The following is a 13,913-nucleotide window of genomic DNA, read 5'->3' as shown; positions in this document are numbered from 1 at the left end:
GTGTAGTTTTTCCGAGCTATAGAATCCAGTGTACAAGTTAATGTTTAGTCACTGAGATATTATTTTGCAGGCTTGTTTAACTAAATTAATGCCTTGAGATACTGCGGTTTCGCGCCAGCGTGGATCTGCCGGCGCGAAAATTTCTACCAATTGTTGCTTTGCTCGTTCCCAAGCAGGATGATCTGGTGTTCCCCACCAGTGGGCACGGTTTTCTGCCCGCAAGGCTTGAACAACTTGGATAATCGGATAGGTGCCAAATTCTGCGGTGAGAAAGTCATAGCGCGTGTGGGGAAATTTTGCTTGACACCAGGTTCCTAAACCGCCGCGTGTGGGGTAAACTATGCCTTCGGTTGTCAAGGGTGAAACGACATCTGAACCGAAATCTTGAATTAATTGTTGAGCTTGTTCTGAGTCTGCCGGCACATCAATTAAAAGTTTATAACTAAATTTGCGACCAAGGCCGGTATGGAAATCAAGATGGATAACATTTGTCGCCTCTCCCACCCACCGAGGAAGATTTTCTGCTAAAATTTGTTGGGTTTCTGAGGGAGAATTGCCTCCAAAAAATAGCCCTTTGGGAAAGTCATATTGCCCGACAGGTAAAGTATTTTTTAATGCCGGCATCCCATAACGCAGAATCAGCGCCATCGCTTTGATTAAAAACGGTTCAAACTGGGATGGGGGTGAAGTGGGATTAAAAAAACTATCGAGTTTAGGGTAATTTTCTGGACTGCCGTGATACTCTTCGCCGGCTAACAGAAAATTACGATTCAAATCTGCATTGTCTTCATTGCACCGGCGTCGCCATGCAAAGCCATAGGGATTCAAAGCGTGGAGTAAAACTAAAGCAGTATCCGGAGGAAAACTATAATCCTGAAGATACCCCTCAAGCAGTGCAATTTGCACAGCCGAACCGAAAAAACCTTCGACTCCATGCAATCCGCTGGAAACAATTAGCACACGCTTAGGGTTAAGTGATCCTAAAATTGCCACATCAATCGTCATTTTTTCCCCATTTTGCCCGAATTCGTCAATCCCAAAAGTCTCTACAGAACATCCGAAAGCACTCGCCGCACAACGAAAGCGGTGCCGCGCAGTAAAGTAATCTGGAGAAAAAGCAGCCGTGTTAGACATCAATCAAAAAATCCCCGAATTCCTGAATGCCGGCAACAAACTCAACATTCAATCCTCAAGCCGTCAGTTTTACCGGCAATTTATATAGTATTTTTTGTAAACGATCTGTTTTAGGATTCTTATGATTAAACAGCTCCTCAAACAAATACTCAGCACTTTTCAATATCATACCCGTCTTCTTTTGTCAATAGCAGTGCTCGTTATAGCGGCGCAGTTCGTGATGGCACCGGCACACGCCACCGGCGTCTATCAACTGCCGAGTTTATCAGCCGGTGAGCGCACTTGGGTACTCGATGAAGATGATGCCATCAGCCGGCTTAATGAAGGGCGGATCAGCGCCTCTTTGGAAAAGCTAGCCGAGCAAACCGGCAAAGAAGTCCGGTTTGTCACCATCCACCGGCTTGACTACGGCGAAACCATCGAAAGCTTTACCGATAAGCTGTTTGAAAAATGGTTTCCCACCTCAGAAGCGCAAGCCAATCAAGCCTTATTGGTACTCGATACCGTCACCAACACCGCAGCGATTCGCACTGGGGATAAAGTGAAGACGGTTCTCTCCGATGAGATTGCCGAAAGTGTGGCTTCGGAAACCCTGCTTGTGCCTTTGCAGCAAGGCAATAAATACAATCAAGCCTTTTTAGATGCCGGTGATCGCCTTGTAGCGGTATTATCGGGTCAGCCTGATCCGGGTGCGCCGGTTGTGGTAGACACCACGAACGTTGAAAGCACGTTTAAAAAAGCAGAAGAAACCAACACCGGCAATGCAACCATTGTTGTGGTTGTGCTTTTAATTGCCGCTACGGTTATCCCAATGGTCACTTACTTTTTCTATCAAGGTTTTTCCTAAAATTTACACATTTAATCTGCATAAATTTACAATTTTCTTTTGATAAGAAAGCTGTAAATCATGCAAATTAAATGGTTTTTAGCTTAATCTTGAACGTAGTCTTGGCCATTGGCTAAAGCTATCTCAGCCCGGACAAATTCCCGACCGAGATAAGCTGCATGATCCAGCAGTGTCACGGGACTGGGCTGAGTTTCTTCAAAAATTTTAACGCAGAGTTGTTTAGCGGTTCTGCCGGCAAATTCAGTGGCGTGTGTGCGTTCCACCTTACCTCGGGCGGGGATAACTTCGCCGGTTTCCGGATCGACAGCTAAGCCGCGTTCATCAATAGCATTGGTGAAGTGTTTCGCGCAAATTAACCCCGATTCGCGATCTAGGTAAATAATAAAGTAACCGCCCGGATCGAGAACGAGGTGACGCTTAGACAGTTCTTCATCAATCGCAGCATCGTCTTCAAAAATTTGATTCATAGTCATTAACTGGATAAATTCTGTTTCTAGATCGTCGAGAAGTTGTCTTGTTCGTTTAACAGAACAATCCTATTTCTAGTTTAGAAGTCCTTGGCTGCTTAATCATTCATTCACTCGATCAAAAAGGGCGCGGGGCATCTAAAACACCCCCGCTTCCCAACCTTTTTCAAAGCAACTGCGACTTCACGCCGGCACCTCTATTTTTTGAGTGCCGGCTAATTCAAAGGCTGCGTGGATTGCTTGCAACGCCTGTACACCGCTTTCCTCATCCACCACACAGCTAATTTTAATTTCAGAAGTGGCAATCATTTGAATATTGATTTGCTGTTGCGCCAGTGCACCAAACATCTGCGCGGCAATACCGGGATGGTTAACCATGCCAGAACCCACTACGCTAACTTTGGCAATTGCCGTATCTAGCACCACCTCAACACTTCCCCACTCAGCCGCCAAAGCTGCTAAAGCCATCCGGGCATCCTCTGCATCAGCCCTGGCTACGGTGAAGGCAATATCCCGCGTTGCTACCCCATTAATAATGCGACAGCGCTGGGATTGGATGATTGTGTCAACACTGATATTGCGCTTTGCCAACAGTCCGAATAACTGCGCTGCCATGCCGGGACGATCGGGGATGTGGCGAATGGCAAGACGGGCTTGTTTCAGATCCAGCGCCACGCCGCGTACCGGGGGAGGAAGGGGGAGAGAGGATGCGGCGGTGAGGGCGTGAGCAGATTGTTCGCGCACCGGCGAACTATTGACTTCAAAGGTTTCGCAAAGGGCAGCAAGCGCACGATCGCCATCTTCGGCGTCGATAACGCAACTAACTTTCACTTCAGAGGTGGAAATCATTTGAATATTCACACCGGCATCCGCTAAAGTTTGGAACATCTGCGCTGCGACGCCGGGACGCCCAATCATGCCGGCACCGGCAATACTGACTTTGGCGATTTTCCGTTCCACCATCACTTCGGCTTCATTGGGTGCAGCATCCAGGTGACTGCGAAGCGTGGGGGCGATCGCAGAGGCGACGGCTTCGGCTTGATTGAGGGAATGTTTGGTTACGGTAAAGGCGATATCGTTGCTATTGCCTTCGTGAATCGACTGGATAATTAAGTCTACATCCAGGTTTTGTTTGCCGATCTCGCCAAATAAACGCGCCGCCACACCGGGACGATCGGGGACTCGCAGCAGGGAAACCTTTGCTTGATCGGTGTCAAATTCCACCGCATCCACCGGATGCACAATTTCTAAGCCTTTCAGAGGGCGGGGAACCCGTGCCGGTGAGATAACTTTTGTACCGGGGTCATCTGTCCAACTCGAGCGTACCACTAAGGGAACGCCGTAATTTCGCGCGATTTCCACGGCGCGGGGATGCAGTACCTTTGCGCCCAAACTGGCGAGTTCGAGCATTTCATCACAGGTAATTTCTGCCATTAGCTGGGCGTCTGGCACGAGGCGGGGGTCGGTGGTTAAAATACCGGGGACATCGGTATAAATTTCGCAGAAGTCCGCCCTGAGTGCAGCAGCGAGGGCAACGGCTGAGGTGTCGGAACCGCCGCGCCCCAAGGTGGTGATTTCTAAGTCGGCGATGCTGGTGATGCCTTGGAAGCCGGCAACCACAACGACTTTACCGGCATCAAGCTGGCGTTGCATCCGATCAGTTTCTATGCGTAAAATGCGGGCGCGGGTGTGTTCCGCTTCCGTGACAATGCCGACTTGTGCGCCGGTGAGAGAAATTGCCGGCTGTCCGAGTTCCTGCAATGCCATGCTGAGGAGGGCAATCGTTACTTGTTCGCCTGTGGATAGCAGCATATCCATTTCCCGCCGGCTGGGGTTTGAGGAGATTTCATTGGCTAATTTCACTAACCCATCGGTGGTTTTCCCCATTGCAGAAACCACCACGACTACCGAGTTGCCGGCTTTCACCGAGTTTATTACACGTTGAGCCACTGCCTGAATGCGTTCGACTGACCCAACGGAACTGCCACCATATTTTTGAACGATTAGCGCCATAACACTTCTCCCACCAACGCTGCTTGTGAATACCTGGCCGGCTGCGGCGTTTAAGCTGTCAGGGATGCCAGAAAATTTGTATTTGCGATCAATCTATTAACTTATCAGACTCGACTGCACCGAAACCGCTAAATTTTAGATTCTCTCGTCTGCCGGTGTGTCGGATATCTGTCTGAGGTTATAAGTTGTGGGGAGGACGGGGGTGATTGATGCGCCTGATGCCGACAGCCTTGTGGAAGATGATCCTTGAGACAGTGCCGGCATATTTCCAGCAAGATATAGAAATGTAGGGTTGCCTTGGGTCTATACTGTTGCCGGCTGTAATACTGCAATTCATCTAAGCGCCATACGAGTCCGGTTTAATTTCAAGGGCGCGGTTGTAGGAAGTAAGCGCCTCCTCATAGTGACCTAAATAGTCTAGACACATCCCCCGGCTATACCAAGCTTCGTGATCGTTAGGTTGAATTTCAACGACACGGTTGAAGGAAGTGAGTGCTTCTTCATGCCGACCTAATCTAGCTAGTACATTTCCTTGATTTTTCCAAGCTTCATGATCGTTGCGGTTAATTCCAACGGCGCGTTTTAAGGAAGTGAGTGCTTCTTCATAGCGGCCCAATTTATTCAGCGATATGCCCAGTTTTACCCAAGTTTTGTGGTAATCGGGTTTAATTTCAAGCGTGCGTTTTAAAGAAGCAAGTGCCTCTTCATACCGACCTAAATCATTTAGTAAATTACCTCGGTTATACCAAGCCTGGTGATATTCAGGCTTAATTTCAATCGCGCGAGCAAAAGAAGTGAGTGCTTCTTCATGCCGGCCTAATCTAGCTAGCATATTCCCTTGGCTATTCCAAGCCTCATAAAATTCGGATTTAATTTCAACGGCGCGGTTATAGCAAATGAGCGCCTCTTCATATTGCTCCAATTCAGCAAGCAATAGCCCGCAGTTATACAAAGCTTGGTAAAAGTCAGGTTTAATTTCAACGGCACGGTTGTAGGAAGTAAGCGCATCTTCATACTGCTCTAATTCAGCGAGCGAATTTCCCTGGCTATTCCACGCTAGGTGAAAGTCGGGTTTAATTTCAACGGCGCGGCTGTAGGAAGTAAGCGCAGCAAGAAAATCTTCTCTCCTGTATTGTTCATTGCCTCGATTAAACCATACCTCAGCCTCTTCCATCTCTTCCTTATTTTCCTGTAATTTTTCTTTTCCTGGACGCTGCGGTATTTGTGATAGTAAGTGCCGGCCTATTTCTGCTGCGACTTCCCCCAATCTCTCCCCGCGAATTTCCCCAAACTGTACCAACCGCCGCGCCAATTCTTCATGCGGCGCCGGCACCCTTTGCAATCGTTCCTCAAACCGGTGCAACCAGACGATCCACTCCGCATCTGTAACTTGTTTAGCTATCAAAAACCCCTTCACCGATCCGCGACTCCACCCCTCACTTACCCCATCAAGTAACTGCATGAAAATCGCCTCAAGTTCTGCATCACTCAGGGTTTGACGCGGTGGCGGAGGTGGCGGCGGAGGGGATGCCGGCTCGTTGTTACTAAATAAGCCCGGAAACTCTCTAAAAAGATAATTCCAAATATCGTTTAACATTTGACGGGCTAGAAAAAGTCTAATGATTATCCTAACAATTTTAGAGATAAGATTTCTTTAATCGCAACATTGACATCAGGAAAATAGACTGGAGCGATAAAAAGAACGCGATGCCAGCAGCGTTGATTGATTCTTCCCAAACCCACCAGAGGTTAAAATTGCCGGTTAATAGCGAAAGCCGATTAAAGCCGGCTCATATCCTAATTGGTTATCTTCAATACCGAAAACAGTTTGTAATAAGAAATCGCATCCACTACAAAGGCAAATATTGAACGCAATTAGCAAAATCTTCAGGAGTGCCGATTTTTGCAATAGCTCGGTAGGAATATCTAAAACTAAACCAGCAAATTTTTAGAAAAGTAAGATTGCACCACCGGCAGCAAATATTGCGTTAGCGTAAAGGCATCAACCCCTAACTCTGTGCGTTCCTGTGCAGCTAAAATGCCGGCTCTCGCGTGCCACCAAACTGCGGTTGTGACTAACGGTTCCACCGGCATCTCTCCGGCAACCGCCTGGGCAATTAAACCCCCCATCAAGCCGGTTAAAACATCCCCACTGCCACCCCTTGCCAGCGCCGGCGTACTTTCTGGATTAATCCAGACTGAACCATCGGCATGGGCGATCGCAGTTCTCGCGCCTTTCAACAAAACGATTGCTTGACTTTGCTGAGCAGCAGATTTTACTGCATGAATTCTATTATTTGTCAAGTCTTCAATGTCGGGAAACAGCCGCTTAAACTCCCCAGCATGGGGCGTCAAAACCGTTAAAGCTTGACGTTCCGCCAAAGTCGGGATTGTCCCCAGTTGCGCCAAGACATTCAACCCATCCGCATCCACAACAACCGGGCGATCGCTTTCTAACACCATTTCAACCACTGCAGCGGCCTCTAAAGTCAAACCGGGGCCGCAGGCGATGGCACTGTAGGAAGTCAGATCAATCCCCACCGGCAGCTGTTCAATCGCCCCCGAATCTGTTTCCGGACAGCCAATAATTAAAGCTTCTGGCAACTGGGCACTCAACAGCGGCTTAATCGACTCTGGCACCGCAATCGACAGCATTCCCACACCACTGCACCGCGCCCCTAAGCCGGTTAAAATTGCTGCGCCGGTATACTTGCGAGAGCCGGCAATCAGCAGCAGATGCCCCATTTTGTACTTATAGGTTGACTGGGGACGCGGCAGGGGAACCTGAGCAAGGGCAACGGAGGGCGTGACGCGACGAATTGCCGGTGCTTGCCCGACAACCGCCAAAATATCCACCAAAGGCAAATCAAAATCAATCAGTTCCACCTCGCCGGCGTACTGCAACGCATCGTCTTGCAGTAAACCCAACTTCCACAAACCCAAACAAAGCGTCCGCGTCGCCCGAATTGCCGTCCCCAATACCTCGCCGGTATCGGTATGCAACCCGGAAGGCAAATCAATACTCAACACCGGCTTGCCCCAAGTATTAATCTGGTTAATTGCATCGGCAATAGAGCCTTCTAAGGGTCGCTCCAGCCCAAAACCAAATAACCCATCAATCAACAGCTCAGAGTCCTTGAGGGCGTCAATAACCTCGTAAGAAGGAATCCCCAATCGCGTTGCATAATGTGCGTGCTGATCCGTCAGTTCCTTCAGCTGAGAACAAGCGCGGTAAATCGAAACTTCATAACCTTTGAAATGCAATTCTCTTGCCACTACCAAGGCATCACCGCCATTATGGCCAGGGCCAACCAACACCCCGACTCGCACCGGCATCGGATAAAGCGTTTGAATTCGGCGGATAATCAATCCAGCCACCTTTTCCATCAAAGCTGCCACCGGCATCCCAGCATCAAACACTCGCGCCTCAACCGCACGCATTTGTTCAGCCGTCACTGCAATTTGCTGAATCTGTTCTTGCCGGTGTTCAATCCCTACCAAAGTGCTAACTCCTAGCTTCTAGTCCTGAGTCAATTTCTAAATCCTATATCCCATGCCCAATCCCCCATGCCCCATGCCCAATTCCCATACCTTTAGGTTGGCGTAGCCTTGCCCAATCCCCTAACGACCATAGTAAACCCGCGCATTGCCCAGCCCTAAATCTGTTAAATATCGGTTCCAGCGCTCTGCAGTGCTTCTATCTGAGAATGGCCCAACTGCGATGTGGTAGCCGCGAGGTTGGTCTCGATCTTCAACGCCTTCTGCCGGCGCACCTAGCAAGCGCACTTGTTCTGCAATCGCCGTCAAATCTTGTGCTGATGCTGGAATGACGACAAAATAATCATTGTCGGTAATTCCCCTCGACACTACTGATGGTCTAGTGGAATAGGTGGCAGTGCTAGGGTTATATCGACCTCCTATCCTGGATAAGTTGGTGGAATAGGTGGCAGTGCTAGGGTTGTATCGACCTCCTATTCTGGATGAGTTGGTGGAATAGGTGGCAGTGCTAGGGCTGTATCGACCTCCTATCCTGGATGAGCCGGTGGAATAGCCGGCAGCCCTACTAGGGTTATATCGACCCTCAATCCGGGCGACTTCAGCCCGAATATATAGCGATTCAATCTCTTGCTCTCGCCGCTTTGCCAATTCTCGATCATAAAAAGTGCCGGCGTTGATTACCTTGCGCCCTTTGAACTGATCAATATACGCTTCCGGTGCGACTCTGCGGACTTGTTCGAGCATTTGGTCACTCTCCCCTTTCACATAAACCAAATATTGCCTGGGTACTTGTGCAAGTAACTGGGGGGTTGGTACATCTGAGAAATTCCAAGATTCTGCCCCAGCAGGGCTTTGGCACGCCATCAGCAAACAGCCGGCTAGCAGTAAAGCTTTTTGCAAGGCAGAGAGGAAAATGGCGTGAGAAAGGGAGGAATGAAATAGCCTTGCCCTTTGCAAGGGGGCAATACAACTCGGACGGTTATCACCGGCATCCCTGCTGTTGTTATCGCTGCTGGGTTGATTTTGCTGATTTATATTCATGCCGGTTTCCCCACAATGCTCTAGTCTGTAGTCTCGGACAAAATTTGCGCTCAGTCTACCACACGCAACCCCAGCTCTTTCAATCTCTTTGCATCTCCCCATCTCCCACTCTTCCTCTGCCGGTGTTAGCGTAGAGTAATAGGTAATTTTTTGCAGTTGTTCAAGATCATGAACAAAGTAGTGGTGGGCCTCTCCGGTGGAGTCGATAGTTCAGTTGCAGCAGCAACCCTCCACCATCAAGGATATGAAGTTGTGGGACTGACCCTTTGGCTGATGAAGGGTAAAGGTCAGTGTTGCACGGAGGGGATGGTTGATGCTGCCTATATTTGCGAACAATTAGGCGTTCCCCATCACGTTGTCGATATTCGTGAAGTTTTCCAGAGCAATATTGTGGATTATTTGGTGGCCGGCTACAGTGCCGGTGTGACGCCGCTGCCTTGCTCTCAGTGCAACAAAACGGTCAAGTTTGGCCCCATGCAGCGCTACGCCCGTGAAGAGTTGGGCATTGATAAAATTGCAACCGGCCACTATGCGCGGGTTAATTATGACTCTGCTACCGGGCGCTATCAACTGCTGCGGGCTTTAGACCTCAACAAGGATCAATCTTACTTCTTGTATGACTTATCCCAGGAAGTGCTAGCTGGGTGCGTGTTTCCTTTGGGCGAACATACCAAAGCCGAAACCCGTCGTCTCGCGGCTGAATTTGGCTTAAAGACTGCCGATAAGCCGGAAAGCCAGGATTTGTGCTTAGTAGAAGCCAATGGTTCCATGCGGGCATTTCTCGACAAATATCTCGCGCCGCAAAAAGGCGAAATTGTTGACACAACCGGCAAAGTGCTGGGACATCATGATGGCATCCATCACTATACGATCGGTCAGCGCAAGGGAATCGGGATCGCTGCCAGTGAACCGCTGTATGTGGTTGCCCTAGATGCCGGTCGTAATCAGGTGATTGTGGGAAATCGTGCCAGCGTTCATCAATCAGAATGCACGGTACACGGCGTCAATTGGGTGTCTATGGGGCAGCCGGCTACCCCCATCAAGGCACTCGCCCAAGTTCGTTACCGCACCCCTCCAATGCCGGCAACCGTGATTCCTTTGGAAGATGCCAGTGTTCGTCTTGTTTTTGATGAACCGCAGTTTGGGATTACTCCCGGACAAGCTGCCGTTTGGTATGCCGGTGATGTTTTATTAGGCGGGGGCGTCATTACTCCCGACAAGTAAAGCATCAGGACGCAAAACCTAATTATTTGTAGGATGGGTAAAGTGAAGCGTGAATTCTCTGTTTCACTTTGCCCATCCAGTTTTTGGGTTTAAAATCCTGGTTAAGTTGCGTGAAAACAGCAGCCGGTGGAGTCGCAATCAACCATGCTCTAGGGTTAAAGCAATACTACAGCCGGTCTGAAATCCCCCGCATTACGATGGAGACAAAAAATATGACCAATATCACTATTCAAAATTTTGATGATGACCTCAAAAACCGCCTGCAAAAGCGAGCAGAATATTATGGGCGTTCTATTGAAGAAGAAGCCGAAGAAATCCTCCGGGCTGTCTTGACAGAAAATACTCTCAAACCCTTAAATCTGGCCTTGGCTATCGAGCGACGTTTTGCTCATTTTGGAGATTTTGAAGTCCCAATTATCCCCAGAGAACCCTTACGCGAACCCCCTAATTTTGAAGATTTATATGATTGTACTTGATACTAATGTATTGTCTGAACTGATGCACCCTAAAGGCTCGTCAGTGGTTCGTCAATGGGCGGCAGCACAACCAATAACGAATCTTTTTACCACAACCATCACTCAAGCTGAAATTCTTTATGGGATTGCTTTGTTACCTTCGGGAAAACGCCAAACTGAATTTAGCCAAGCAGCTCAGTTGATGTTTTCTGAAGATTTTAGAAGACGGATTTTACCGTTTGATGAAACAGCAGCAATCGCTTTTGCTAGAATTGCCGCAGAAAGAAGACGAATAGGTAAACCAATCTCTCAAGCTGATGCTCAAATAGCCAGTATTTGTGACACTCGTCAAGCTACTCTTGCCACTCGTAATGTTTCTGATTTTGAAGACTGCGGCATTACAATTATTAATCCTTGGTAGTTTGAAAAAGTTAAGCAAATATTCAACTTTCTTTAATGCTGTTATGGATTAAATTTCTCAAAGAGCGCGTTGCAGCCAGGTGAAGATAACAGACCACAGATTTTCTGGCCAGGAAAGTGCCTTGAAAATACCCTTTTGAATTTAGAGCTGAGTCACCGCAGCAACTTCACTTGTACAGCTGTGTCATGCCGGCGTTGATACTTACGCTTAGTATAAAATTTTAGTTTTCTATTGCCTCAGAATTTGTGCTACTAACTCCGGTGCAATCCGAAATCCGGCTTTGTGAATCAATTCATTAATCACATTCGGCAATGATTCGAGTTCTCCTAGCTGTTTAGCCCGCAGCAAAATCCCCAAAATTCCTGTTACCTTCAATCCTAAAGATTTGGCAACTTTTCTGCCTTCGCGCTCATCTAGAAGCGTCCAATCTGCCTTAAGGTCAATAGCAAGGGCGATTGCTTCAGCTTTTCCTCGATCCAATGTTTGTTTCAAAAGTTGAGCAAGGGGTTCGTTACTTACCTCTTGACTCTGAATCCAATCCGATGAAATCGCCTCACGAATTGCTTGAGAACCCGGTCGATCTTCATTAACTTTCAACTCATCCAATACAGCAGTTGGAATCAGAATATCGCCAAACTGCTGATGTAACAGGATAAGCTGATTCACTATTGCTAAATTGAGAATCGGTGAAGTGTTACTCACTACGGGCATAGCTTAAATCATCATCTAATTCTGCAAAACTGTAATGCCGCACTACTCCACGAAGAGCAAGCAGTTGCCCAAACTCGTATTTATCCACCTCAGCTAGTTCTCGTGCTTTGCCAAAGGAGAGGATATCTTGTGTATAGAGAGCAATGGCTAATTCCCGACGCAGTTCCTGCTCAATACGCTGTTCTGGTAAACGAAGAGCTTGCAAAATCGAGTCAGAAATTGAGATTTGTAGCCCCATATTTGTCAAATTTATAATAAGTTGTCTATTACTATCATGGTACACGCACCCGCTCCAGTCAGTAGCTTGAAGCCGTCTAACAATCCTAAAGCAGTGGACCGATTGGAGACACCTGGGCTGAAGTTGAGGTTACTTATCACTGCTGATTGAGGTCGTTAGACTTCCCTATCTTGATATTGGAGGAGTTTCTAGCTAACTCATTTGGTAATAAAATCTGGGATAACCAAAGCAAGTAAACCGGCTCACCTCCTTCACACTTCCAGGAACCCTGCTTCCCCTATGCTCCCTCGCGAAGTAGGATAAATGAGGAAAACAGGATCGTTCCAACCAATTTCAGTCAACGCAGAGAGGGATTGTTTTGAGTCAGCATCTAGACGGTATTGCCCCCCACGGCGGCCACCTAATCAATCGTATTGCTACATCTGCCGAAGGGCAGGAATTTCAAGAACAAGCGGACGTTTTACCTCGCGTGCGACTCGATGAAAAGTCTTTTTCCGATCTGGAACTAATCGCGATTGGTGGGTTTAGTCCACTCACCGGCTTTATGGAGCAAAAAGACTATGAGCCGGTTGTATCTGATATGCGCTTAGCGAATGGACTGCCTTGGTCAATTCCAATTACGCTGTCTGTGAGCGAGGAAGTTGCAGAACCCCTGAAAGAAGGCAGTTGGGTACGTTTAGATGACCCCACCGGCAGGTTTGTGGGTGTTCTAGAACTGACGCAAAAGTATCGCTATAACAAAGCGCATGAGGTGGTAAACGTCTATCGCACCGATGATGAAAAGCATCCCGGTGTTAAAGTTGTCTACAATCAAGGGCCGATTAATTTGGGTGGGCCAGTTTGGTTGCTCGAACGTGACCCCCATCCTCTTTTTCCCAAATACCAGATTGACCCCGCTAAGTCGAGAGCTTTGTTTAAGGATAAGGGGTGGAAAACGATTGTAGGTTTCCAAACCCGCAATCCTATCCACCGCGCTCATGAATATATCCAAAAGTGTGCGCTTGAAACAGTGGATGGTTTGTTCCTGCATCCCTTGGTGGGTGTGACGAAGGATGATGACATCCCTGCTGATGTGCGGATGCGCTGTTACGAAATTTTGCTGGAACATTACTACCCCAAAGACCGGGTGATTATGGCGATTAACCCGGCGGCGATGCGTTATGCCGGCCCGCGTGAAGCGATTTTCCATGCGCTGGTGCGGAAGAATTACGGCTGCACGCACTTCATTGTTGGTCGAGATCATGCCGGTGTGGGTAATTACTATGGCACCTACGACGCTCAATATATCTTTGATGAATTTGAGCCGGGTGAATTGGGCATTTCGCCGATGAAGTTTGAACACGCTTTCTATTGCAAACTCTCACAGGGAATGGCGACTTCAAAAACCAGTCCGAGTAACCCGGATCAGCGTGTTCACCTGTCAGGAACGAAGGTGCGGGAGATGTTACGTGCCGGCCAGTTACCACCGCCAGAGTTTTCGCGTCCAGAGGTTGCTGCTGAACTAGCCCGTGCGATGCGAGTGCCGATGGAATCTTTTTAGCGATTGCCGGTATTAGGGAATTAGGGGATTTTCTCGTCGATTACGGAAACGTTTTAGGCGTGAATACTTTTACTCAAAGACTCTAGCAGCATGGGGAAGTTTTAAAGAATTATTTTTGAATAGTTAGTTCGCATTTTGAATGAAAAATTCAAATTCTCTGCATTCAAAATTATCTTTTTTACTTCCCTTTTTCCTCGGGATAAACGCATCTTACAGCGCTTTTGAGAGATATGAGGTACACTCAAGGGAACATTAAAGGTATTGAGAATCATAATGAAACCGTACTCAGTAGATTTGCGAGAAAAAATAGTCAATGCTTACGAC

At 48.0% G+C, this 13,913-nt stretch carries 13 protein-coding genes; 5 read left to right on the top strand and 8 right to left on the bottom strand.

Annotation, left to right across the window (positions count from 1 at the left end; genetic code table 11):
• Window positions 1-48: 48 nt before the first annotated feature.
• On the bottom strand, window positions 49-1,134 hold the full coding sequence (locus tag H6F56_RS13475; RefSeq protein WP_190668980.1) for a DUF2817 domain-containing protein: 1,086 nt from the start codon (window positions 1,132-1,134) through the stop codon (window positions 49-51).
• A gap of 121 nt (window positions 1,135-1,255) precedes the next feature.
• Here H6F56_RS13475 and psb32 point away from each other — a divergent pair, with 121 nt between their 5' ends.
• Window positions 1,256-1,981 carry a photosystem II repair protein Psb32 gene (gene psb32 / locus H6F56_RS13470; protein WP_199312823.1) on the top strand — a complete coding sequence of 242 codons (726 nt, stop codon included), beginning with the start codon at window positions 1,256-1,258 and terminating at the stop codon, window positions 1,979-1,981.
• A gap of 83 nt (window positions 1,982-2,064) precedes the next feature.
• Here psb32 and H6F56_RS13465 read toward each other — a convergent pair whose 3' ends face one another.
• From H6F56_RS13465 to H6F56_RS13445, 5 genes are all read right to left on the bottom strand, one after another.
• Window positions 2,065-2,448 carry a DUF4346 domain-containing protein gene (locus H6F56_RS13465; RefSeq protein WP_190668978.1) on the bottom strand — a complete coding sequence of 128 codons (384 nt, stop codon included), beginning with the start codon at window positions 2,446-2,448 and terminating at the stop codon, window positions 2,065-2,067.
• Between the two features lie 183 nt (window positions 2,449-2,631).
• Window positions 2,632-4,461, bottom strand: coding sequence for an aspartate kinase (locus H6F56_RS13460; protein ID WP_190668976.1), 1,830 nt, complete (start codon window positions 4,459-4,461; stop codon window positions 2,632-2,634).
• Between the two features lie 337 nt (window positions 4,462-4,798).
• The gene (locus H6F56_RS13455) at window positions 4,799-6,058 is read right to left on the bottom strand and encodes a tetratricopeptide repeat protein (protein ID WP_190668974.1); all 1,260 of its coding nucleotides are present in this window, start codon (window positions 6,056-6,058) and stop codon (window positions 4,799-4,801) included.
• Between the two features lie 335 nt (window positions 6,059-6,393).
• Complete coding sequence (locus H6F56_RS13450; protein ID WP_199312821.1) at window positions 6,394-7,962, bottom strand: NAD(P)H-hydrate dehydratase; 1,569 nt, start codon at window positions 7,960-7,962, stop codon at window positions 6,394-6,396.
• Window positions 7,963-8,082: 120 nt separating this feature from the next.
• On the bottom strand, window positions 8,083-9,102 hold the full coding sequence (locus H6F56_RS13445; protein WP_190668972.1) for a hypothetical protein: 1,020 nt from the start codon (window positions 9,100-9,102) through the stop codon (window positions 8,083-8,085).
• Window positions 9,103-9,168: 66 nt separating this feature from the next.
• On the opposite strand from H6F56_RS13445, the gene mnmA reads away from it, so the two are divergent.
• The 3 genes from mnmA (at window position 9,169) to H6F56_RS13430 (ending at window position 11,100) form a co-directional block, all read left to right on the top strand.
• Complete coding sequence (gene mnmA, locus H6F56_RS13440; protein ID WP_190668969.1) at window positions 9,169-10,224, top strand: tRNA 2-thiouridine(34) synthase MnmA; 1,056 nt, start codon at window positions 9,169-9,171, stop codon at window positions 10,222-10,224.
• Window positions 10,225-10,436: 212 nt separating this feature from the next.
• The gene (locus H6F56_RS13435; protein WP_190669038.1) at window positions 10,437-10,700 is read left to right on the top strand and encodes a FitA-like ribbon-helix-helix domain-containing protein; all 264 of its coding nucleotides are present in this window, start codon (window positions 10,437-10,439) and stop codon (window positions 10,698-10,700) included.
• Complete coding sequence (locus H6F56_RS13430; RefSeq protein WP_190668967.1) at window positions 10,687-11,100, top strand: type II toxin-antitoxin system VapC family toxin; 414 nt, start codon at window positions 10,687-10,689, stop codon at window positions 11,098-11,100. Before H6F56_RS13435 ends, H6F56_RS13430 begins: the two co-directional genes overlap by 14 nt.
• 228 nt (window positions 11,101-11,328) lie before the next feature.
• On the opposite strand, the gene H6F56_RS13425 is transcribed toward H6F56_RS13430, so the two are convergent.
• Together H6F56_RS13425 and H6F56_RS13420 are read right to left on the bottom strand one after the other, a co-directional pair.
• Entirely contained in the window at window positions 11,329-11,766 is a 438-nt protein-coding gene (locus tag H6F56_RS13425) for a DUF3368 domain-containing protein (protein WP_206753407.1), read from the bottom strand.
• A gap of 28 nt (window positions 11,767-11,794) precedes the next feature.
• Entirely contained in the window at window positions 11,795-12,049 is a 255-nt protein-coding gene (locus H6F56_RS13420; RefSeq protein WP_190668962.1) for a UPF0175 family protein, read from the bottom strand.
• A 358-nt stretch (window positions 12,050-12,407) separates the two neighbouring features.
• Here H6F56_RS13420 and sat point away from each other — a divergent pair, with 358 nt between their 5' ends.
• Window positions 12,408-13,589: a sulfate adenylyltransferase gene (gene sat, locus H6F56_RS13415; RefSeq protein ID WP_190668961.1), complete on the top strand. Its 1,182-nt coding sequence runs from the start codon at window positions 12,408-12,410 to the stop codon at window positions 13,587-13,589.
• The last annotated feature ends 324 nt before the right edge of the window (window positions 13,590-13,913 follow it).

This window comes from Microcoleus sp. FACHB-672, from assembly GCF_014695725.1.
Classification (GTDB): domain Bacteria; phylum Cyanobacteriota; class Cyanobacteriia; order Cyanobacteriales; family Oscillatoriaceae; genus FACHB-68.
Note: the sequence above shows the minus strand (reverse complement) of the source record. Positions and strands in the feature narration are given on the sequence as shown.